The sequence below is a fragment of the Sphingopyxis sp. 10G20-10 genome (assembly GCF_057365075.1).
Map to the genome: position 1 here is coordinate 2,517,187 of NZ_CP195117.1, position 19,571 is coordinate 2,536,757.

Here is a 19,571-nt window from a genome sequence, read left to right on the forward strand (position 1 = left end):
GCTGCATCGACACGCACGGTCGCGCGCATATTGGCAAGCGATGCCTCCTTTTGTTCAAATTCCGTCCGCTAGCGACGACGTGGACAGTGACTGTTGCATTTTCGTCACGATTCCGACCCTTTTTCTCAGGGCAGGGAACTTGCTCCTTTGCTTGTCGTTGCCTGTCTATGGACCGCGTCATTCCTGATAAGCTGGTTAGTCACCAAACACCGAGCCAAGAACAAAATGGCGTGGTAAGGACACCCGTGCGTCGGCCATCATCCTTTCCGGGTACCGACTGCGACAATTGGCACCGCACCCTTACGGGTCGCCAATCTCCAAGTCCGATCACGGCAAAGCTGCGCAGCATCTATGGTAAGGTTTTGACCGAAAAGATGCCCGACAAATTAGCCAATCTCTTGTCGCAGCTCGATTCAAAGGCCATGGACAAGGAATGACAGACGGGAAAGTCGCAGCGCAAACGGCATCGGACACCCGATTGTCGGATGGCGAGTTCAAGGCCTTGCTGGCCGATGTTATCCCGCATCTGCGCGCCTATGGCCGCAGCCTGTCGGGCAACCCCGACCTCGCCGACGATCTGACTCAAGATACGATGGTCAAGGCCTGGGCGTCACGCGAACGATTTGAGCGCGACACGTCGATCAAGGCCTGGACCTTCGTCATCCTTCGCAACACATTTTTGTCGCAGATGCGCCGCAACAAATTTCGCGGCGATTATGACGAACAAATGGTCGAGCGCACGCTAGCCACGCCGGCCGCGCAAGAGGATAGTAGCCAGATTACCGACCTCCAACGCGGGCTGATGGAGTTACCCGAAGACCAGCGCGAAGCCCTGATCCTCGTTGGTGCGGGCGGCATGTCCTATGAAGAAGCCGCAACGATTTGCGACTGCGCGCTCGGCACCATGAAAAGCCGCGTGTCGCGGGCTCGCAAAGCGCTCGAAGAAATCATGGAGAGCGGCCAGTTCTCGCAATCACGGTCGGGCACCATGCCGGCCAGTGAAGCGATGTCGGCGATTATGGACAGCGTCGAAACCATCGCCGCGCGCCACGACGACATGGCTGGTTGAGACCCTCGACCTTAGCAGCCGCAACCGGCATATTGGTCGAGCAACCCAAACCGGAGGACATGATGCGCCTGCTTAATCCCCTCTATGCCGCCGCCCTTATCCCTGCGATTTTCATCACGGCTTGTTCGACCAGCGAAAGCGCCGGTGCCCAAGGCCAGGCAAAATCCGAATCGATCGACACCAGCGGCGCGCAACCGGCGACCCCGCTTGGCCAAGCCCCGTTCACGCTCGAAACAATTGCCCATTTCAACGAACCTTGGGCGATGACTTTCCTTCCCGCCTCACCCTATGCTCTGATTACCGAGAAATCGGGCAAACTGAAATTATGGGAAGACGGCGGCGAAGTCGTCGATGTCGCGGGCGTCCCCAATGTCGCCTATGGCGGTCAGGGCGGGCTGGGCGATGTCATTCTCGCTCCCGATTTTGCTACGACGAACCATATTTACCTCAGTTGGGTCGAGGCCGGAAGCGGCGGCACCTATGGCGCGGTGGTCGGGCGCGCGACGCTAGACCGCAACGGGCCGCCGACCCTCAAAGACATGCAGATCATCTGGAAACAGGATCCCAAAGTAGCAGGGCGCGGCCATTACTCGCACCGCATGGCTTTTTCTCCCGACGGCCAATATTTGTTCATCACCTCGGGTGAGCGACAGAAATTTGATCCGGCACAAGACATGGCGCAGAATTTGGGGAAAATCATCCGGTTGAACCCCGATGGCAGCGTCCCCGCCGACAACCCCTTTGCCGATCAGGGCGGTGTCACCGCACAAATCTGGTCGCTTGGCCATCGCAATCTGCTGGGCATTGCCTTCGATGGCGCCGGGCGGCTGTGGGAACAGGAAATGGGGCCGAAGGGTGGTGACGAGGTCAACCTCATCACCCGAGGCGCCAATTATGGTTATCCCGTCGTGTCAAACGGCGACCATTATGACGGCAAACCCATCCCCAACCATCCAACGCATCCCGAATTCACCGCGCCCAAGCTGTGGTGGAACCCGTCCATCTCGCCCGCCGGGCTTATCTGGTATGGCGGCGATGTCTATCCGGGCTGGAAAAACAGCCTGCTGATGGGCGCGCTATCGGGGAAAGGCCTGATCCGCATGGGCATCGGCGGCGACACGCTGCACAAGTCGGACCGCTGGGATTTGGGCCAGCGTATCCGCGAAGTCGAGGTGCGCGATGACGGAACCATCTGGCTGCTGTCCGATGGCGACAAGGGCGAACTCATAAAGCTGGTCCCCAAGGCGGCAAGCTGAACGCCCACGCTCCGCCAACATAACAACAGTCGGCGCGCATCACCTGACCGGTCATCAGCAACTGTCCACCGCAAATGCCGCGACGGCGGAACAATCTTGGCCCTCATGCGCTGTTCAGTGCGAAATCGCTGGGGTCCTATCGTTCAAACCTGAGAAACCAACGCGCTACCGCCACGGCGAAGGGCTTGTTCATGCCTTTGCCACTCGCGCTGCACGGTCACAGGGGAAGACGTCAAAACTCCGGCACGACCGTTCACCCGCGACTCAAAAAGGCGCTTCCCGAGAATATGAATATCTTTCAACGATTTATGTCATCTTCGCATGATATGGCCATCGACTTGGGGACCGTAAACACTGTCGTTTATGTCCGCGACAAAGGCATTGTCCTCAACGAGCCGTCCGTCGTCGCGCTCGAAACACGCGACGGTGTCCGGCGCGTCAAGGTTGTCGGCAATGAAGCAAAGCCGATGATGGGCAAGACGCCCAGCAATATCCAAGCCATCCGCCCGCTGCGTGACGGGGTGATCGCCGATATCGATATCGCCGAACAAATGATCAAACATTTCATCGACAAAGCCCATGGCGGACCCAGCCGTTTTCGTCAGGGCAACAGTGTCGTCATTTGTGTTCCGTCGAGCTCGACAATGGTCGAACGCCGCGCCATCCGCGACGCCGCCTCCAACGCCGGGGCCACAAGAGTCCAGTTGATCGAAGAATCGCTCGCTGCCGCCATCGGCGCGGGAATGCCTGTCACCGAACCTCGCGGGGCGATGGTTGTCGATATTGGCGGGGGGACGACCGAAGTCGCCATATTGTCGCTCAGCGGCATCGCCTATAGCAATTCGGTGCGCGTCGGCGGCGATAAGATGGACGATATGATATCCTCCTATATCCGCCGCAAACATAATCTGATGATCGGCGAAATGACATCCGAGCGCGTCAAGCTGGCCATTGGTTGCGCGGTCGCGCCCGACGGCAAGGGCGAAGTGATCGGTGTAAAGGGACGCGACCTTGTGAACGGTCGCCCCGCCGAAGTCCGCGTGTCCGAAGCAGAGGTCGCTGAAGCACTGTCCGAACCCGTGGGACAAATCATCGCTGCGGTAATGATGGCGCTGGAACAAACACCCCCCGAACTATCCGCCGATATCATCGACGAAGGCATCACGCTCACCGGCGGCGGGGCGCTGCTGCGGCGCATGGATCAAGCCATAGCGCAGGCAACAGGGCTTTCGGTCAAGGTCGCCGACGACGCCCTGATTTGCGTGGCCATGGGTGCCGGTCATGCCTTTGAAAACCCGCTCTATCGCGGCGTCCTTATCGCCGGTTGATCGGGGTGGCGGCTTGGGATCAGGCGACGATTCTAAAATGACTCAGCCTATCCTTGACGGCGTGCTATCATGCACTATATAAAGTTGCATGAAACGCGATAGCCGACTTTCGGGCGTGCTCCACGTCCTGCTCCACATGGCGGAACAGGGCGTACCGACAACCTCTGAACAGCTTGCTCTGGCTATGCAAACGCACGCTGTGGTCGTTCGCCGCGTCCTCGGCGGGCTGCGTGACGCAGGCTTTGTCCATTCTGAAAAAGGGCATGGGGGCGGCTGGATCATCGCTCGCGACCTTGCCACCATCACCATGCGCGACGTTTATGATGCGATCGGTCGCCCGACGCTGATAGCGATGAGCCACCGCACAGAATCCCCCGGCTGCCTAGTCGAACAGGCGGTCAATGCCGCACTTGACGCCAGTTTTAACGAGGCAGAGGCGCTGCTTCTCGCGCGTTTCGAACAAGTGACACTGGCCGAACTCAGCGCCGACTTCCACTCTCGCATGACCGCGCACCCTATCTCTGCACAGGAGCATATCCATGGCTGAAGGCGTCTCGCATTTCCTCGATAGCTTCAAAGACCCGGCGGCGGTCGCCCATTATAGCAAAGGGCCGCGCCGCTTTGTCCCGGGCCTCGATGGACTGCACCGCATGACCGGCTTGCTGCTGGCCGAGCGCACGCCTGAGGATGCGCATATCCTGGTCCTCGGCGCGGGCGGTGGTCTCGAACTGAAAGCGATGGCAGAGGCGCATCCGGGCTGGCGCTTCACCGGCGTCGACCCCGCCGGTCCGATGCTTGATCTCGCGGTAGAGGCGCTCGGTCCTGACGCCCACCGTGCCGAATTGATAGAGGGTTATATTGACGATGCCCCCGTCGGCCCCTTCGATGGCGCGACCTGCTTGTTGACGCTCCACTTCCTTGAACGCGAAGAACGTGTCCGCACCGCCGCTCAGATCTGCGCGCGCCTGAAACCCGGCGCACCGTTTGTCGCCGCACATGGCAGTTTTCCGCAAGGAGCCGGCGAACGCGACCGCTGGCTCGACCGCTATGCCAATTATGCCATCGCCTCAGGCGGCGATCCCGACCAAGTCGCCAAGGGACGCGAAGCTGTCGCCACGCATGTCGCGATGCTAAGCCCCGAGGCCGACGAAGCGGTGTTGCGCGCTGCAGGCTTCACTGGCGTCGAACAATTTTACGCCGCTTTCACCTGGCGCGGCTGGGTGGGGTATGCTTAGGTCATAACCTGCTTAAGTCAAAAAGGGTGCGACAATATCCGCCGTCACCCGCAACGGTCTGCCGCTCGCCTTGTCAAGCAGCGCCCAGACGGTGCGGGCGCGGACATGCACTTTGCCGTCGCTGCCCGTAAACTCCATATAGCGATCGAATTTTGCGCCCTGCGGCTTGTCAGCGACCCATGTTCGCCCGGTGACGCTTTTGCCCGGACCCAGTGCGCGCAGATAATCAATCTCGTGCCGCACCACGACCCAGATAGTGGCGTCTTTGTGCGCGGACGGCGCTACGGCGTCCCAATGCGCGGTCGCAACCTGTTGAATCCATTGGACCCACACCGCATTGTTGACATGACCCAGCTCGTCGATGGTTTCAGGAGTGGCTGTCAGTTCCAGTTCGAACGTCTGCATGTGGCGTGCCTCAGGCAAGCTCGACCGTCGTCACCATATAGCCCGCCGCACGGAGCGCTGTAACGAGCGCGTCGAGATGGTCGCGGTCGCGCGCTTCACATTCGATATCGGTAATCAGCCCCTTGGCGGGCAGCGTCGTAAAGATGCGCTGATGATAGATTTCGACGATATTGACCTGCTGTTCGTCAAACACTTTCATCACATGGAACAGCGCACCGGGCCTGTCCTGCAACCGCACCCGCAGCCGCGCCAGCCGTCCCGACCGCGCCAGATCGCGCAGTAGCACATTGGCAAGCAACCGCGTGTCGATATTGCCGCCGGTCAGAACCAGTCCGACCTTGCGCCCGGCAAATTCTTCGGGATGGGCCAACAGCGCGGCCAGCCCTGCCGCGCCTGCGCCCTCGACCACCGTCTTTTCGATCTGGAGCAACAGGCTGACCGCCCGTTCCAGATGGCGTTCGGCCACCAGCACAATATCGTCGTTCAGCGCGGCGACAATCTTGCGCGTATAGCTGCCTGGTTGCTTGACCGCGATTCCTTCGGCCAGCGTATCACCTTCGCACGCCATGTCGACGCCGTTCAATTCGGCATACATCGACGGATAAAGCTCGGCCTGCACGCCGACGAGGCGGATATCCTTCTTGATCCCGCGCGCCGCCGTTCCCATGCCACTAAGCAGCCCGCCACCACCGATCGGAATGATCAGCGTATCGAGTTCGGGGACATCTTCCAGCATTTCCAGCGCCACCGTCCCCTGCCCTGCGGCGGTATGCGGATGGTCAAAGGGATGGACAAAGGTCAGCGAGCGTTCGGCCTCCAACTCGCGTGCATGGGCATAGGCATCGTCGAATTTCTCGCCGAACAGCACAATCTCTGCGCCGTGGCTCGCGGTCTGATAGACTTTTACCTGCGGCGTCGTGTTGGGCATGACGATGGTCACCGGCACACCCAGCCGCTTGCCATGATAGGCCAGCCCCTGTGCATGATTGCCCGCCGAGGCCGCGATGACCCCGCGACTGCGTTGTTCGGGGTCCATCCGCAACAGCGCATTGAGCGCGCCGCGCTCCTTATAGGCAGCGGTAAATTGCAGGTTTTCGAACTTCAGCCACACTTCTGCACCGACCATTTCGGACAGCGTCTGTGAATGCAGCGTCGGCGTGCGGACCACGGCGCCCTTAATCCGGTCGGCGGCGGCGCGCACATCGTCAAGAGTGATCGCCGGACAATCGGCAACAGCGGGCGGGGTTTCCTGATCAGCCATATGCGCTTGGCCGTAGCCATTAGCAGCGGCGAGGGAAAGGGGTTGATTCTACTTTGGGCACCAGCGCACGCCCCATCTGGCGCGCGGGGCAATCCATGGTTATGACCCTTGGCCATGAGTGACGAAAAGAAACGCATCGCCTTTATCGGTACCGGCGTCATGGGCGGGCCGATGGCCGGCCACCTTGCCAAAGCCGGACACCAACTCACCGTCTTTAACCGCACGCGGGCAAGGGCCGACGCATGGGTCGCGCAATATGGCGGCAAGGCCGCAGCAACACCGGCCGAAGCCGCAGCCGACGCCGATGTGGTGCTCAGCTGCGTCGGCAATGACGATGATCTGGCGCAAGTCACATTGGGCCGCGACGGCGCGTTCAAGGCGATGCCCAAGGGCGCGCTGTTCATCGACCACACCACCGTATCGGCACGCATCGCGCGGCAATTGTCGGTCGAGGCCGCGAGGCTGGGTCTGATGAGCGTCGATGCCCCCGTCTCCGGCGGCGAGTCCGGAGCGCAGGCCGGCACCCTTGCGATTATGTGCGGCGGCACCCCCGCTGCCTATGCTGCTGCCGAACCGGTGATGCGCGCCTATGGCGCCCGCATGGTCCATATCGGCGGCCCCGGCGCGGGCCAGACGACCAAGATGGTCAACCAGATTGCGATTGCCGGAACCATTCAGGGCCTGTCGGAGGCGGTGCGTTTTGCCCAAGCCTCCAAGCTCGATACCGACAAGGTGTTAGAAGCGGTGTCGGGCGGCGCGGCGGCGAGTTGGCAAATGCTCAACCGCTGGGCGACAATGGCCAAGGATGAATTTGATTTTGGCTTTGCGGTCGACTGGATGCGCAAGGATCTGGGCCTCGCGCTCGAAGAAGCGCGCAGCAATGGCGCAACGCTTCCGGTGGCGGCGATTGTCGATCAATTTTACGCCGATGTGCAAAAGGCGGGTCACGGTCGCAGCGATACCAGCGTGCTGGTGACAAGGTTGCCGAAATGATGCGCACAGACATCTCCCCCCTCCCCTTCAGGGGAGGGGCAGTGAGACTTGGTTCGGCGAATGCCGGACCTAGTCGCAACGGGGTGGGGGCCAGCGGCCTATCGCTCGATTGCCAGCCCCCACCCGCTGCGACTAGCGAGCAAGCTCGCAAGTCTCGCCGCCCTCCCCTAAAGGGTAGGGGCTTGATTGCAGCCACCATTCTGGCCACCCTCGCGCTTTCCGCCCCCGCTTATGCCGACACATTGGTCGACAATGTCAACGGCATAACCCTCGACAAAGAGGGCAAGCTCGTCCGCTTTACCGGCCTCGTCATCGACAGCGACGGCAAGGTCAAACAATTGCTCGACCGCAAGGACAAGCGTCCCGAACGCCCCGATTTTAAAGAGGACGGACAGGGCCGCACCCTCATCCCCGGCATGTTCGATGCGCATGGTCATGTCATGGAATTGGGGTTCCAGCTGATGCAGCTTGACCTCAGCCAGACCAACTCGCTGGCCGAGGCACAGGCCGCGATCAAAGCCTATGCCGACAAGAATCCGGACATGCCGTGGATCCTTGGCAGCGGATGGAACCAAGAGGAATGGGGCCTTGGCCGGTTTCCGACCGCCGCCGACCTCGATGCCGCCGTGTCCGACCGTCCGGTCTGGCTCTATCGCGTCGACGGCCATGCCGGCTGGGCGAACAGTGCCGCCATGGCCGCTGCCGGCGTTACAGCAGCAACCAAAGCGCCCGACGGCGGGCGCATCGAAAGAGACGGTAGCAAACCCAGTGGCGTCTTTGTCGACAAGGCGGCCGCACTGATCGACGCCGCCAAACCGCCGCTTTTTGGCCGCGACTATGACCGCGCCTTTGCCAAGGCGCAGGCACAATTGCTGAAATGGGGCATCACCAGCATCGCCGACATGGGCACGACCCTGCCCGAATGGCAGGCGTATCGCCGCGCCGGTGACAAGCACCAACTCGCGGTCCGCATCCTCTCTTATGGCCGCGGCATCGAAAATATGTCGATTATCGCCGGGTCCGAACCCACGCCATGGCTCTATAACGACCGGCTCCGCATGGTCGGCGTGAAGCTCTATATGGATGGGGCGCTCGGGTCGCGCGGGGCGTGGCTCAAACAGCCTTATTCGGATGCACCGGACCAGAAGGGCCTGCCGCTGCTCACCCAATCGGCGCTGCGGAACAAGATGGTGCGCGCCACCATGGACCATTTTCAGGTCGCGGTGCACGCCATCGGCGACGCCGCCAACGCCGAAGTGCTCGATGCCATCGCCGATATGGCCCCCGATTTTCCCGGCGACCGCCGCTGGCGCATCGAACATGCCCAAATCCTCGACCCCGCCGACATTCCGCGTTTTGGTCAGCTGGGCGTCATCGCCTCGATGCAGCCGGTGCATCAGACCAGCGACCGCCTGATGGCCGAGGCACGGCTTGGCCCCGACCGGCTGGCCGGTGCCTATGCGTGGCGCAGCTTGCAAAAGGCGGGCGCGCGGCTGGCCTTTGGATCGGACGTTCCGGTTGAAAGCGCCAACCCCTTCCCCGGCCTCGCCGTCGCCATTTCGCGCACCGACGCCAAGGGCGAACCCTTTGGCGGCTGGCATCCCGAAGAAACGGTCAATCGCGAAACCGCGCTCGACGGCTTTACCCGCACCGCTGCATATGCCGCCTTTGCCGAGGATCGGCTGGGGACGTTGATGCCGGGAATGCGCGCCGATTTCCTGATCGTCGACACCGACCCGATGCTCGCCACCCCCGACCATATCCGCGCCATGACGCCGCGCGAAACCTGGATCGGCGGCTATCGTTATTACCAGCGGGGCGACTAACGCGGTGGCCGTAACCCGCCTTGTCCCGCGCCGCGTCGCCAAGCCATGGGGCCGCACCGATATCGGCCCGACCTTTGACGCGGGCGGCGAACAAATTGGCGAAATCTGGTTTGAATTGCCGGAAGGAAGCGCCAATCCCGCGCTGCTTATCAAATATCTGTTCACATCCGAACGCTTGTCGGTGCAGGTCCATCCCGACGATGCCCAAGCCCGCGCATCAGGCGCGCCGCAAGGCAAGGAAGAGGCGTGGGTCATCCTCGACGCCGCACCCGATGCCGTGATCGGCCTTGGACTGGAGCATCGCGTCGATCCCGACCAACTGCGCTCCGCTGCGCAGGATGGCAGCATCGAAGCCCTGATCGACTGGAAACCCGTTGCCGCTGGCGACCATTTCCACGTCACCCCCGGCACCATCCATGCGATTGGCGGCAACATCAACCTGATCGAGGTGCAGCAATATGCCGACATCACCTATCGCCTCTATGATTATGGCCGCCCGCGCCCGCTCCATCTGTCCGCCGCCATGGCCTGCGCCGACGCCGGTCCTTATCTGACCCCCAATGTGCGGACCCCGCTCAGCGTCGGAATCGACCGGCTGGTTGACGGCCCCAAATTCGCGCTGATCGACGCGCATTGCGAGGATTTTGCGGAAATGCCCTCACTGGGCGTCGAAGACTGCGTCTGGTTTATCCCCATAGACGGCACCGGCACCGTCGCCGGTCAACCGTGGCAAGGCGGCGAATGTTGGCTACTCGACACCCCCGACGACCGGGCCTCTTTGACCGGCGAAGGAAGGGCCTTGTTCGCATGGGAAAGCTGACACCTTCACGCCGCGCGCTCATCGGCTCGCTCGCCGCCTTGCCTATCGCCACGGCAGCAGCAGCCCGCAAAGAGCGGCCGTCGCGCAAGCGCAAACCCGCCCGCCCGCTCATTCCGCATGTCGATGTCGCGATTATCGGCGCAGGTGTTTTCGGGGCATGGACCGCTTGGCATTTGGTGCGCGCCGGATATTCGGTGCGGCTGTTCGACGCCTATGGCGCGGGCAATGCGCGCGCCTCGTCGGGCGGCGAAAGCCGCGTCATCCGCCTCTCTTATGGCGGCGATACGCTCTATTCGGACATGGCACAGGAATCGCTCGGCCTCTGGAAAGCCCTGTCAGCGACTGCCAGCGCCCCGATTTTTCACCCCACCGGCGTCCTCTGGTTCTCGCCCGCGACCGACAGCTATATGGCCAATTCGCTGGAATGGCTGCGCGTCCATCGCATCGACCATGAACAGGGCGACGTCGGCTGGCTGCAAAACAAGTGGCGGCAGATCCAGTTTTTTCAGGGCGAGGCCGGGTTTCTGGAAAAAGACAGCGGCGCGCTGATCGCCGCGCGCGGGGTTCAGGAAGTGATTGCCGACGCGCAAATCGCTGTCGAACCGCTGGTCATGCCCGCGCCCCTGACCGCCAAGCGGATCAAGAAGCATGTCCTGCCCGACGGCGGCACCGCGACCCATCTGGTTTACACCTGCGGTCCGTGGCTCCCCGAACTCTTCCCGCAGCAATTGGGCGGCAAGATCGTCGCGACGCGGCAAGAGGTGTTTCATTTCGGCGCCGCACAGGGCGACACGCGCTTTCAATCGCCGCAGCTTCCGACATGGGCCGACTTCAACCAAGGCCGCATCGTCTATGGTATCCCCGACCTCGAAGGCGCGGGCTTCAAACTCGCTTTTGACGCGCATGGCCCGCGCATCGACCCCGACACGCTCGAACGGCAAATCAGTCCGCAAGGCCTGACGCAAGCACGCGCCTATCTCGCCCAGCGCTTTCCCGCCCTCGCCAACGCGCCGTTGCTCGGCAGCCGCGTCTGCCAATATGAAAACAGCAGCAATGGCGATTTCCTGATCGACCGTTTGCCGGGGCAGGAGCATGTCTGGCTCGTCGGCGGCGGTTCGGGTCACGGCTTCAAACACGGCCCTGCGGTCGGCAAGCGCGTCGCCGCGCATATCCGCGACGCCAAGCTGCCCGTCGAACCGCGCTTCAGCTATGCCAGCAAGGGGACGGTGGCGGCGCGGACGGTGTTTTAGCTTCTGTTCGCCCTGAGCTTGTCGAAGGGCCGTTCTTTCCTCCATAGGTCATAGCGAAGGGCGGTCCTTCGACAGGCTCAGGACGAACGGGGAACAAGGTGCGCCTAAACAACTGCCACAATATCGACGATTTCCGCGCCCTCGCGAAATCGCGCCTGCCGTGGCCGGTGTTCGATTATATCGACGGCGCCGCCGATGACGAGGTCACACGCCGCCGCAACCGATCCTCCTATGACGACTGCGACCTTGTCCCGCGCGTTCTTGCCGGCGTCGAACAGATCGATATGCGCACCACCTTGTTCGGGCGCGACCTCGCCATGCCGCTGTTCCTCGCCCCAACCGCACTGCAACGCCTGTTCCACTGGCGCGGCGAGCGCGCGGTGATGCAGGCCGCCGCCGAAGCCGGAACCATGGCGGGGATCAGCAGCCTCGCGACGATCAGCCTCGCCGAAGCGGGCGCGATGTCCGACGCGCCCAAGCTGTTCCAGCTTTATGTCCACAAGGATGAAGGGCTCAACCGCGCCATGCTCGACGCGGCAAAGACGGCGAATTTCGATGCCGTCGCCGTCACCGTCGATACGATTGTCGGCGGCAATCGCGAACGCTGCCTCCGTTCGGGCTTCACCTCGCCGCCGCGTTTCACCGCGTCCTCTGCCTTGTCCTATGCGATCAAGCCGCGCTGGACGCTTGACTATCTGCTCCGCGAAAAATTCAGCCTGCCCAACCTTGCCACCCATGTCTCCGAAGGGTCAAGCGTTCCCAAATCGGTCGCCGATTATTTCACCACCATGCTCGACCAGAGCCTCGACTGGAAACGCGCCGAGGCGATCCGCCAATATTGGGACGGCCCCTTTGCCCTCAAAGGCATTATGGCGGTCGAGGATGCCCGCCGCGCCGTCGACATTGGCGCGAGTGCGATCATGGTGTCGAACCATGGCGGGCGGCAATTGGACGGCAGCCGCGCCCCCTTTGACGCGCTCGCCGAAATTGTCGATGCGGTGGGCGACAAGATCGAGGTCATTTGCGATGGCGGCATCACGCGGGGCACCCATGTCCTGAAAGCGTTGTCGGTGGGGGCCAAAGCCTGCTCGGGCGGGCGGCTCTATCTTTACGCGCTGGCGGCGGCAGGCGATGCCGGCGTCGCCCGCGCCATCGCCCTGCTGCGCGCCGAAATGGAACGCGGAATGAAGTTGATGGGTGCCAAAAGCCTCGCCGACTTGGGGCCGGATAATCTGCGCTGGCGGTGAAAACAAGGAATGTGCCCCTGCGAAGGCAGGGGCCTATCACCCGTTGCTGCTAAGTTGAACCGGCAGGAGATGGGTCCCCGCCTTCGCGGGGACACGCATTCCCAGTAAAGGCTTAGGCCGTGGCCTCCGCCTCCACCTCTTTCTTGCCGACCCCGCTCCAGTCGACATTGCGGGTCATATACATCACCCCGGCCAGCGCCACGAACATCAGCACCGATCCGATCAGCAAGGCATAGGCCTCCAGATTGAGCAGCGTATAAAGCAAGGCATAAAGCCCGATCAGCAGCGCCGCGAGGAAGCGCGCCCGTTTCCAGCTTTTCAGCACCGCCGCGCTATAAAATGTCAGCAAGCCGATAATCGCCGCCGATGCCGTCATATAAGCGGGCATGAACCCGATCACCTCGGCAAAGGCGAGCAGCAGCACAAAGAACAGGGTCAACGCGATGCCGGTCAGCAGATATTCGGCCGCCGCCACCCGTGCGCCCGCAATCACGTCGAACATCAAAAAGGCGACAAAGGTAAAGCCGATGAACAAAAAGCCATATTTGATGCTGCGATCAACCTGACTGTACAGGTCAACCGGCTCGATCAGGCTGATTGCCACCGCCTTGGCAGTGCCGCCCGAGGTGCCATCATCCGCCGATTCAACCATCACCGGCGCTTCATACGCGCCGCGCTGGCTGGCGCGATAGTCGCTGGCATTGGGCGGCGACAAATCATTGGTCAGCACCTGTGCCTGCCCCAGCGCAAGGTTGGGAATGGCATAGGTGGCCGTGAAACCGTCGGCACCAATTTTATGCTTGGGCAGGAAATCGCCACCAAAGCTCGGGTTGGGCCAGCTTGATTTGACCGTCCAGCGCGTATCCACCCCGCGCGGGATCAGGCGGAAATCACCCAGACCGCGCACGCCGATTTTATAATCAACCGTCAGCGGCTCGCCGCCCGCCCAGTCGACAAAGGCATAGGTGCCGCTGTTCCCCGTCGCGCGCAGACCCTTGCCCGGTTGCAGCTCAAGCGCGGTGCCGTTGACCGCCACGCTGTTGCCATCAACCAGCCCGCGCGCGTCGCTGATCCCCAGTCGCACCTCGGCGCGGTCGAGCATCAGCGCGTCGCGATTGACGCCAAAGCGCGCAATGTCGGCGGGCAGGACAAAGCGCGCCTGTCCGCCAATCGTCGATTCATAAACGACCGTTTCGTAAATCGCCTTCTTCCGCTTTTGCGGCTTGATCACCACATCGGCCTTGTTCGACTGCGGCGACAGATACAGCTCGCGGATTTTGGCAACGGTGCGCGTCACGTCCTTGCCATTTTCATTGACCGTCGTCGTTTCGGTGGTGCGATAGGGGATGACCATCACCGGCCCGCCAATCGTCTGTTGCCCGCCCCAACCCTGTCCGATCGATGTTTGCGCGGTTTCGGCCTGTTGCTGGCGATCCCACACCAACCCGTAAACCATCATCAACGGCACCATCAGCGCCACCGCGATCAACACCGCAATCGCCAGCTTGTACCCCGGATTACGTTCGGTTTTTCGGGGAGTGGCGGGGGCGGCGGGCGCGGCGGAAACGGATTGGGTCATGCGAGATCGCTCCTCTTGGCTCAATTCGTCGACGGAAATACACGGTTCATCGATAGGGTCAAGCGTGTTGCGACCGGTTGATAACACAAAAAGCGCGGCCCACTGGACCGCGCTTTTTTGTCACAAGCGGCTGATTCGCCGCAAATCGGGAGGCGGCTTCCCCTGAGACCGCCTCCCAAGCCGACGTCAGAAAGATGCATCGAGCGAAAAGATAACAGCGCCGTCAGCGCCGATCGCATCCTTATAGCCGAGCGCCTTTGGCTCATTCGTATTCACATAGCTGATGCCAAAGGTCAGCATCTTGTATGCCGCGGTGGCACCGACCGAATAGTCGAACACCTTGCCGTCAAAGCCGCCCGGAAACGCATCACTCCATGCTTGTCCAACATGGGCGTTCAGACTGATCGGCGTGTTCGGAATATCCGCCGTTAATTCGCCATGCACATATGTGGCCGCCGACTTGGCGCCCAGCGGACGACCTGGGTCCTGAACATTGGCGAGGGCCGATTGCTTCCACGCATAATTGATACCGACCGTGGCATTTACCGGGCCTATGCCGCTCGACAGGTTCAGATAGGGCTCGAAGAAATCGGCACCCGACCCGCCATGTTGCGGATAAAGATAATAGAGCAAACCGCCGTCAACGGTTACGCCGCCCAAGTCTTTGGTATAACCGGCATAAAGGTCGATTTCGGTGTTCCCGGCAAAACTGACGCTCGACGCCCAAGTGCCGACATATAGGCCGCTTTCATGGTTGAGATTGATGGTGCCCTGAATCGCCGGGTCTTCGCTGCTCTGGCTAAAGCCGCGGAAGCGATAATCGGACACCAGCGTCGCTCCACCAGAAATGGTGACCGGGCCGGTCGTTTCATCTTCTGCATGAGCGGCGTTAGGAAGTGCCGTCGAGGCGAGTAACATGCCAAGGCATGCGCGGGAGAAAGTTTTCATGGATGATCCCCAATAAGGTGAAAAGATCGTCCCTGCCTGCTGCCTGACAGCCAGCCTCTATCCGGGCCAGTCGGGTCATGCAGACGCCATCTTGTCGATTATGTTGCGGCGCACAACAAAAAACTCGCCTTTTTCGGGCTTAACCGAGAAACTGTAGCAATAATGCAACAATATCGTTGCATCCAGCCCATATCCTGAAATAATATTACACAGATCGCGGGACTAGAAGGATAGCCCGAGCGACAAGACCAGCGTCGGGTCCGACAGCCTGTCGACCGCCTTCACCCCGGTCTTGGCAACGTCTGTATCCACATATTTGATTCCCGCCGTCACCGAGCCAAAGTTCGCTGACGCTCCCAGCGACCAGTCGAAATAGTCGCCGCCGCGCGCAAACGCGCCAAGCGCCCCGCTCGTATGACCAACCGACGCCGCCAGCGTCACCGGCGTATTGGGCACGCCCCCCGACAGGCCAAGGTTCAGATAGAGATTGTCATCGCCGCCAAGCGCCGCCTGATCCCAGGCATAGGCGACCGTCCCCGCCGCTTCTACGGGACCGAGAAGATAAGAGAGCCGCATGGCTCCTTCGCCATAGTCGCTGGCACCAAAAGCCTTTTGGGCACCGGGGTACCAATAATAGGTCATCCCGATGTCAAGCCGTGTTCCGGACGCAATCTCGGTCTCGTAGCCACCAAAAATATCGACCTCTGCCTCGCCAAGGGTCGGGCTATCGCCGAGGGTCGAGCCCCAGGCACCCAGATATAGGCCACTGTCATGGCTGACGCTAATCATTGGTTGAACCGCGATGTCGCCGTCCGATTCGGATAGGCCGCGAAAGCGATATTCTGACACGACATCGATCCGGCCCGACACCGATACCGGGCCCGTCGGCACGCCTTGCGCGGCGGCAGGGACTATGGTCATCGGGGTCAGGAACAGGGCGACGACGGACAAACGCAACATGCTACATCCTTGGGGCTTGAGGAGGGCAATACTCTTGGCGGGACGATTGCGCGCATGCAACAGCTTTGCCAAGCGCCGGTCGGACCGCTAAAGAACGGCTCACCCCTCATAGGAACCTGAACAGCGATGAGCGACCATAATCCCGGCCTGCGCCCCTGGCGCGACATAGCGCGACGCGAATCGCGTCAGATCATGGTCGGCACTGTCCCCGTCGGCGGCGGCGCGCCGATCAGCGTTCAGACGATGACCAACACGCTGACCAGCGACGCGGTCGCCACCATCGACCAGATCCGCCGCTGCGAAGAGGCGGGGGCCGACCTCATCCGCGTCTCCTGCCCCGACACCGACTCCACCGCCGCGCTGGGCCGGATCGTCCGCGCCGCGCGCATCCCGATTATCGCCGACATCCACTTTCATTATAAACGCGCGCTCGAAGCCGCCGACGCCGGTGCCGCCTGTCTGCGCATCAATCCCGGCAATATCGGCAGCAGCGAGCGCGTCGGCGAAGTCGTCCGCGCCGCCAAGGCCAACGGCTGCGCCATCCGCATCGGCGTCAACGCGGGCTCCTTGGAAAAGGACCTGCTCGAAAAATATGGCGAGCCCTGCCCCGACGCTTTGGTCGAAAGCGCGCTCGACCATATCAAGCTTTTGCAGGACCATGACTTCCACGAGTATAAGGTCGCGGTCAAAGCGAGCGACGTTTTCCTCGCCGTCGCCGCTTACGCCCAGCTTGCCGACGCCATCGACTGCCCGCTGCACCTTGGCATTACAGAGGCGGGCGGGCTGATCGGCGGCACGGTCAAATCGGCGCTCGGCATCGGCAATCTGCTCTGGGCCGGCATCGGCGACACCATCCGCGTCTCGCTCTCCGCCGAACCCGAAGAGGAAGTGCGCGTCGGCTATGAAATCCTGAAAAGTCTTGGCCTCAGAACCCGCGGCGTCCGCGTTGTTTCCTGCCCCAGTTGCGCGCGCCAAGGCTTTGACGTCATCCGTACCGTGCAGGCGCTGGAGGATGCGCTCAGCCACATCAAAACCCCGATGTCGCTCTCGGTCCTCGGCTGCGTCGTCAACGGCCCCGGCGAAGCGCGCGAAACCGACATCGGCATCACCGGTGGCGGCAACGGCAAACATATGGTCTATCTGTCAGGCGTAACCGACCACCATGTCGCCGACGCCGACATGATCGCCCATGTGGTCAAACTCGTCGAGGCCAAAGCGGCAGAGATCGAAGCCGGCACCAGCGAAACGATGGATGTGCGCCACGGGAAAGCCGCATGACCCTCAGCATCCGCCCCGCCACGCCCGCTGACACGCCGCTCATCGCACAGTTCATCCGCGACCTTGCCGCCTATGAAAAAATGACTGACGACGTGCGCTTCGACGAGGCCGTGCTCGGTGAAAATCTGTTCGGTCCGCGCCCCTATGCCGAAGTCGTGATCGGCGAAATCGACGGGACGCCGCAGGGCTTTGCGCTCTTCTTCCATAATTTCTCGACCTTTGAGGGGCGGCCGGGGATTTACCTTGAGGACCTGTTCGTCCGCCCAGAAGCGCGCGGCTCTGGCCTCGGCAAGGCGCTGTTGTCGCATCTCGCCAAGCTGTGCGTGACACGCGATTGCGCCCGCCTCGAATGGAGCGTCCTCGACTGGAACGCCCCCGCCATCGGTTTTTACAAAAGCCTGGGCGCACAATGGATGGACGAATGGACCGTGATGCGCGTCGATGGCGATGCGCTGGGCAGTCTCGCCAGCTAATCCAGCGCCCGCCACGCCAGATCGGCAAATTCGCACAATAAGGGCCGCGTGTCGCGCGGGTCGATAATATCCTCGACCCCAAATTTCTCCGCCGTGCGAAACGGCGAACGCACGCGGTTCAGCCGCTCGCGGATTGCCTCCAGATGCGCGGCGGGGTCCTCTGCGGCCTCCAGCTCGCTTTTATACGCGACCTCGACCCCGCCCTCGATGGGCAGGCTGCCCCAGTCGCCCGACGGCCAGGCAAAGCGGTACTGAAAGCGCTCGGCATTGCTCATCGCGCTGCCCGCGATGCCATAGGCGCGGCGCACCACCACCGACGCCAGCGGCACGGTGGCGCGGTAAATCGCGTTCATCGCCTGCACGCCATAACGGATCGTCCCCGTCCGTTCGGCCTCGCCGCCGATCATGAAACCGGGATTGTCGACCAGATGGACGATGGGCAGCCGGAACTGGTCGGCGAGCTTTACAAAGCGTTCGGCCTTCTCGCTCGTCTTGGCATCCCATGATCCGCCCAGAAAAGCGGGATCGCTGGCCAGCACCGCGACCGGATAGCCGTCGAGCCGCGCAAAGGCGGTAATCGCCGCCTGCCCCCAGCGTCCGCCCATGATGAACAGGCTGTCCTTGTCGACCACAGCCTCCAAAATCCGCCGCATCGAATAGACCTGCTTCGCCTCACGCGGGACGATCGACAACAACGCCTCATCGCGCCGGTCGACGGGGTCGCTACACGCCGTCCGTTCGGCGCGGCCATGGATCGAACTGGGCAGATAAGACAAAAACCGCCGCGCCGCCGCAAAGGCTTCCGCCTCGCTCGCCACTTCGTCATCGACGACGCCGTTGCGCGTATGCACATCGCTGCCGCCCAGTTCTTCGCGGTCGAGCGTATCGCCAATCGCCGCTGCCACCGCCGGACCCGCCGCGAACAATTGCGACAATCCGCGCACCATGATGCTGTAATGGCTCGCCACAACCCGCGCCGCGCCCAGCCCCGCCGTCGGCCCCAGCGCCAGCGCGACCACCGGCACCGTGTCGAGGTTGGTAATGATCTGGTCCCAACCCGGAACATGCGGGATATAGGTGTAACCGATATTCTCCAGCGTCCTGACCGACCCGCCACCACCGGTGCCATCGATCATCCGGATCAGCGGCAGGCGCAGTTCGTGCGCCATCGCCTCGCACTGGACGAATTTGCGGTGCAGCGCCGCATCGGCCGCGCCGCCGCGCACGGTAAAATCATCGGCGCTGGCGACCACTGGCCGCCCCGCGATATTCGCGCGCCCGAAAATGAAGTTGGACGCCGCCAGATCAATCAGCTCGCCCTGCTCATCATAGCTGCCGCGTCCGGCGATCTTGCCAATCTCGCGAAAACTGCCCGCATCGACAATGCCGATCAGCCGCGCCCGCGCATCCATCTTGCCGCGCCCATGCTGACGCGCGACCTTTTCCGCACCGCCCATTTGCTCCGCCATCTCGCCGCGGCGGGCGATCTCTTCGACTTCTTTTTCCCAGCTCATGCAATCAAGCTAACGGACGTTGACGGAAACGTCATGCCATTTCGTCGCTCAAAAAATCCGTTCGTGCTGAGCTTGTCGAAGCACCGTGCTTTCTTTGCGGCGTCGCGGGAAAGGACAGCCCTTCGACAA

At 62.0% G+C, this 19,571-nt stretch carries 19 protein-coding genes; 13 read left to right on the plus strand and 6 right to left on the minus strand.

Features of this window, described 5'->3' with window-relative positions; all coding sequences use genetic code 11:
• Positions 1-167 precede the first annotated feature (167 nt).
• The 6 genes from ACR3XE_RS12225 (at position 168) to ACR3XE_RS12250 (ending at position 4,888) form a co-directional block, all read left to right on the plus strand.
• A complete protein-coding gene (locus tag ACR3XE_RS12225; protein WP_473699919.1) occupies positions 168-437 on the plus strand; it encodes a NepR family anti-sigma factor in 270 nt (89 codons plus the stop codon).
• Positions 434-1,069 carry a sigma-70 family RNA polymerase sigma factor gene (locus tag ACR3XE_RS12230; protein WP_473699918.1) on the plus strand — a complete coding sequence of 212 codons (636 nt, stop codon included), beginning with the start codon at positions 434-436 and terminating at the stop codon, positions 1,067-1,069. Before ACR3XE_RS12225 ends, ACR3XE_RS12230 begins: the two co-directional genes overlap by 4 nt.
• Before the next feature lie 59 nt (positions 1,070-1,128).
• Entirely contained in the window at positions 1,129-2,325 is a 1,197-nt protein-coding gene (locus ACR3XE_RS12235; RefSeq protein ID WP_473699917.1) for a PQQ-dependent sugar dehydrogenase, read from the plus strand.
• Positions 2,326-2,612: 287 nt separating this feature from the next.
• Entirely contained in the window at positions 2,613-3,653 is a 1,041-nt protein-coding gene (locus ACR3XE_RS12240; protein ID WP_473699916.1) for a rod shape-determining protein, read from the plus strand.
• An 88-nt stretch (positions 3,654-3,741) separates the two neighbouring features.
• The gene (locus tag ACR3XE_RS12245; RefSeq protein ID WP_473699915.1) at positions 3,742-4,200 is read left to right on the plus strand and encodes an RrF2 family transcriptional regulator; all 459 of its coding nucleotides are present in this window, start codon (positions 3,742-3,744) and stop codon (positions 4,198-4,200) included.
• Positions 4,193-4,888 (plus strand): class I SAM-dependent methyltransferase, encoded by a 696-nt coding sequence (locus ACR3XE_RS12250; RefSeq protein ID WP_473699914.1) that lies wholly within the window; start codon positions 4,193-4,195, stop codon positions 4,886-4,888. Before ACR3XE_RS12245 ends, ACR3XE_RS12250 begins: the two co-directional genes overlap by 8 nt.
• 12 nt (positions 4,889-4,900) lie before the next feature.
• On the opposite strand, the gene ACR3XE_RS12255 is transcribed toward ACR3XE_RS12250, so the two are convergent.
• On the minus strand, positions 4,901-5,293 hold the full coding sequence (locus ACR3XE_RS12255) for an acyl-CoA thioesterase (RefSeq protein WP_473699913.1): 393 nt from the start codon (positions 5,291-5,293) through the stop codon (positions 4,901-4,903).
• Between the two features lie 10 nt (positions 5,294-5,303).
• Positions 5,304-6,554 (minus strand): threonine ammonia-lyase, encoded by a 1,251-nt coding sequence (locus ACR3XE_RS12260; protein ID WP_473699912.1) that lies wholly within the window; start codon positions 6,552-6,554, stop codon positions 5,304-5,306.
• A gap of 114 nt (positions 6,555-6,668) precedes the next feature.
• On the opposite strand from ACR3XE_RS12260, the gene ACR3XE_RS12265 reads away from it, so the two are divergent.
• From ACR3XE_RS12265 to ACR3XE_RS12285, 5 genes are all read left to right on the plus strand, one after another.
• Positions 6,669-7,547: an NAD(P)-dependent oxidoreductase gene (locus tag ACR3XE_RS12265; RefSeq protein WP_473699911.1), complete on the plus strand. Its 879-nt coding sequence runs from the start codon at positions 6,669-6,671 to the stop codon at positions 7,545-7,547.
• A gap of 182 nt (positions 7,548-7,729) precedes the next feature.
• Positions 7,730-9,373, plus strand: coding sequence for an amidohydrolase (locus ACR3XE_RS12270; RefSeq protein WP_473699910.1), 1,644 nt, complete (start codon positions 7,730-7,732; stop codon positions 9,371-9,373).
• 4 nt (positions 9,374-9,377) lie between these two features.
• Positions 9,378-10,193, plus strand: coding sequence for a class I mannose-6-phosphate isomerase (locus ACR3XE_RS12275; protein ID WP_473699909.1), 816 nt, complete (start codon positions 9,378-9,380; stop codon positions 10,191-10,193).
• Positions 10,181-11,443, plus strand: a complete 1,263-nt coding sequence (locus tag ACR3XE_RS12280) for an FAD-dependent oxidoreductase (protein ID WP_473699908.1) — start codon at positions 10,181-10,183, stop codon at positions 11,441-11,443. Before ACR3XE_RS12275 ends, ACR3XE_RS12280 begins: the two co-directional genes overlap by 13 nt.
• Before the next feature lie 98 nt (positions 11,444-11,541).
• Complete coding sequence (locus ACR3XE_RS12285; protein WP_473699907.1) at positions 11,542-12,690, plus strand: alpha-hydroxy acid oxidase; 1,149 nt, start codon at positions 11,542-11,544, stop codon at positions 12,688-12,690.
• A 112-nt stretch (positions 12,691-12,802) separates the two neighbouring features.
• Here the strand turns inward: ACR3XE_RS12285 and creD are convergent, their stop codons facing one another.
• The 3 genes from creD to ACR3XE_RS12300 form a co-directional block, all read right to left on the minus strand.
• On the minus strand, positions 12,803-14,269 hold the full coding sequence (gene creD, locus ACR3XE_RS12290) for a cell envelope integrity protein CreD (protein ID WP_473699906.1): 1,467 nt from the start codon (positions 14,267-14,269) through the stop codon (positions 12,803-12,805).
• A 186-nt stretch (positions 14,270-14,455) separates the two neighbouring features.
• A complete protein-coding gene (locus tag ACR3XE_RS12295; protein ID WP_473699905.1) occupies positions 14,456-15,217 on the minus strand; it encodes a TorF family putative porin in 762 nt (253 codons plus the stop codon).
• Positions 15,218-15,439: 222 nt separating this feature from the next.
• Positions 15,440-16,177 (minus strand): TorF family putative porin, encoded by a 738-nt coding sequence (locus tag ACR3XE_RS12300; protein WP_473699904.1) that lies wholly within the window; start codon positions 16,175-16,177, stop codon positions 15,440-15,442.
• Positions 16,178-16,303: 126 nt separating this feature from the next.
• Here ACR3XE_RS12300 and ispG point away from each other — a divergent pair, with 126 nt between their 5' ends.
• The gene (gene ispG, locus ACR3XE_RS12305) at positions 16,304-17,455 is read left to right on the plus strand and encodes a flavodoxin-dependent (E)-4-hydroxy-3-methylbut-2-enyl-diphosphate synthase (RefSeq protein WP_486185771.1); all 1,152 of its coding nucleotides are present in this window, start codon (positions 16,304-16,306) and stop codon (positions 17,453-17,455) included.
• Complete coding sequence (locus tag ACR3XE_RS12310) at positions 17,452-17,928, plus strand: GNAT family N-acetyltransferase (RefSeq protein WP_473699903.1); 477 nt, start codon at positions 17,452-17,454, stop codon at positions 17,926-17,928. Before ispG ends, ACR3XE_RS12310 begins: the two co-directional genes overlap by 4 nt.
• On the opposite strand, the gene ACR3XE_RS12315 is transcribed toward ACR3XE_RS12310, so the two are convergent.
• Positions 17,925-19,442 (minus strand): acyl-CoA carboxylase subunit beta, encoded by a 1,518-nt coding sequence (locus ACR3XE_RS12315; RefSeq protein WP_473699902.1) that lies wholly within the window; start codon positions 19,440-19,442, stop codon positions 17,925-17,927. The genes ACR3XE_RS12310 and ACR3XE_RS12315 overlap by 4 nt on opposite strands.
• Positions 19,443-19,571 lie beyond the last annotated feature (129 nt).

Coding starts and splice junctions, on each gene's coding strand:
- ACR3XE_RS12295 (WP_473699905.1), bottom strand. CDS start 15,217: ATGAAAACTTTCTCCCGCGCATGCCTTGGCATGTTACTCGCCTCGACG.
- creD (WP_473699906.1), bottom strand. CDS start 14,269: ATGACCCAATCCGTTTCCGCCGCGCCCGCCGCCCCCGCCACTCCCCGA.
- ispG (WP_486185771.1), top strand. CDS start 16,304: ATGAGCGACCATAATCCCGGCCTGCGCCCCTGGCGCGACATAGCGCGA.
- ACR3XE_RS12245 (WP_473699915.1), top strand. CDS start 3,742: ATGAAACGCGATAGCCGACTTTCGGGCGTGCTCCACGTCCTGCTCCAC.
- ACR3XE_RS12260 (WP_473699912.1), bottom strand. CDS start 6,554: ATGGCTGATCAGGAAACCCCGCCCGCTGTTGCCGATTGTCCGGCGATC.
- ACR3XE_RS12280 (WP_473699908.1), top strand. CDS start 10,181: ATGGGAAAGCTGACACCTTCACGCCGCGCGCTCATCGGCTCGCTCGCC.
- ACR3XE_RS12315 (WP_473699902.1), bottom strand. CDS start 19,442: ATGAGCTGGGAAAAAGAAGTCGAAGAGATCGCCCGCCGCGGCGAGATG.
- ACR3XE_RS12240 (WP_473699916.1), top strand. CDS start 2,613: ATGAATATCTTTCAACGATTTATGTCATCTTCGCATGATATGGCCATC.
- ACR3XE_RS12255 (WP_473699913.1), bottom strand. CDS start 5,293: ATGCAGACGTTCGAACTGGAACTGACAGCCACTCCTGAAACCATCGAC.
- ACR3XE_RS12310 (WP_473699903.1), top strand. CDS start 17,452: ATGACCCTCAGCATCCGCCCCGCCACGCCCGCTGACACGCCGCTCATC.
- ACR3XE_RS12300 (WP_473699904.1), bottom strand. CDS start 16,177: ATGTTGCGTTTGTCCGTCGTCGCCCTGTTCCTGACCCCGATGACCATA.
- ACR3XE_RS12265 (WP_473699911.1), top strand. CDS start 6,669: ATGAGTGACGAAAAGAAACGCATCGCCTTTATCGGTACCGGCGTCATG.
- ACR3XE_RS12250 (WP_473699914.1), top strand. CDS start 4,193: ATGGCTGAAGGCGTCTCGCATTTCCTCGATAGCTTCAAAGACCCGGCG.
- ACR3XE_RS12235 (WP_473699917.1), top strand. CDS start 1,129: ATGATGCGCCTGCTTAATCCCCTCTATGCCGCCGCCCTTATCCCTGCG.
- ACR3XE_RS12230 (WP_473699918.1), top strand. CDS start 434: ATGACAGACGGGAAAGTCGCAGCGCAAACGGCATCGGACACCCGATTG.
- ACR3XE_RS12225 (WP_473699919.1), top strand. CDS start 168: ATGGACCGCGTCATTCCTGATAAGCTGGTTAGTCACCAAACACCGAGC.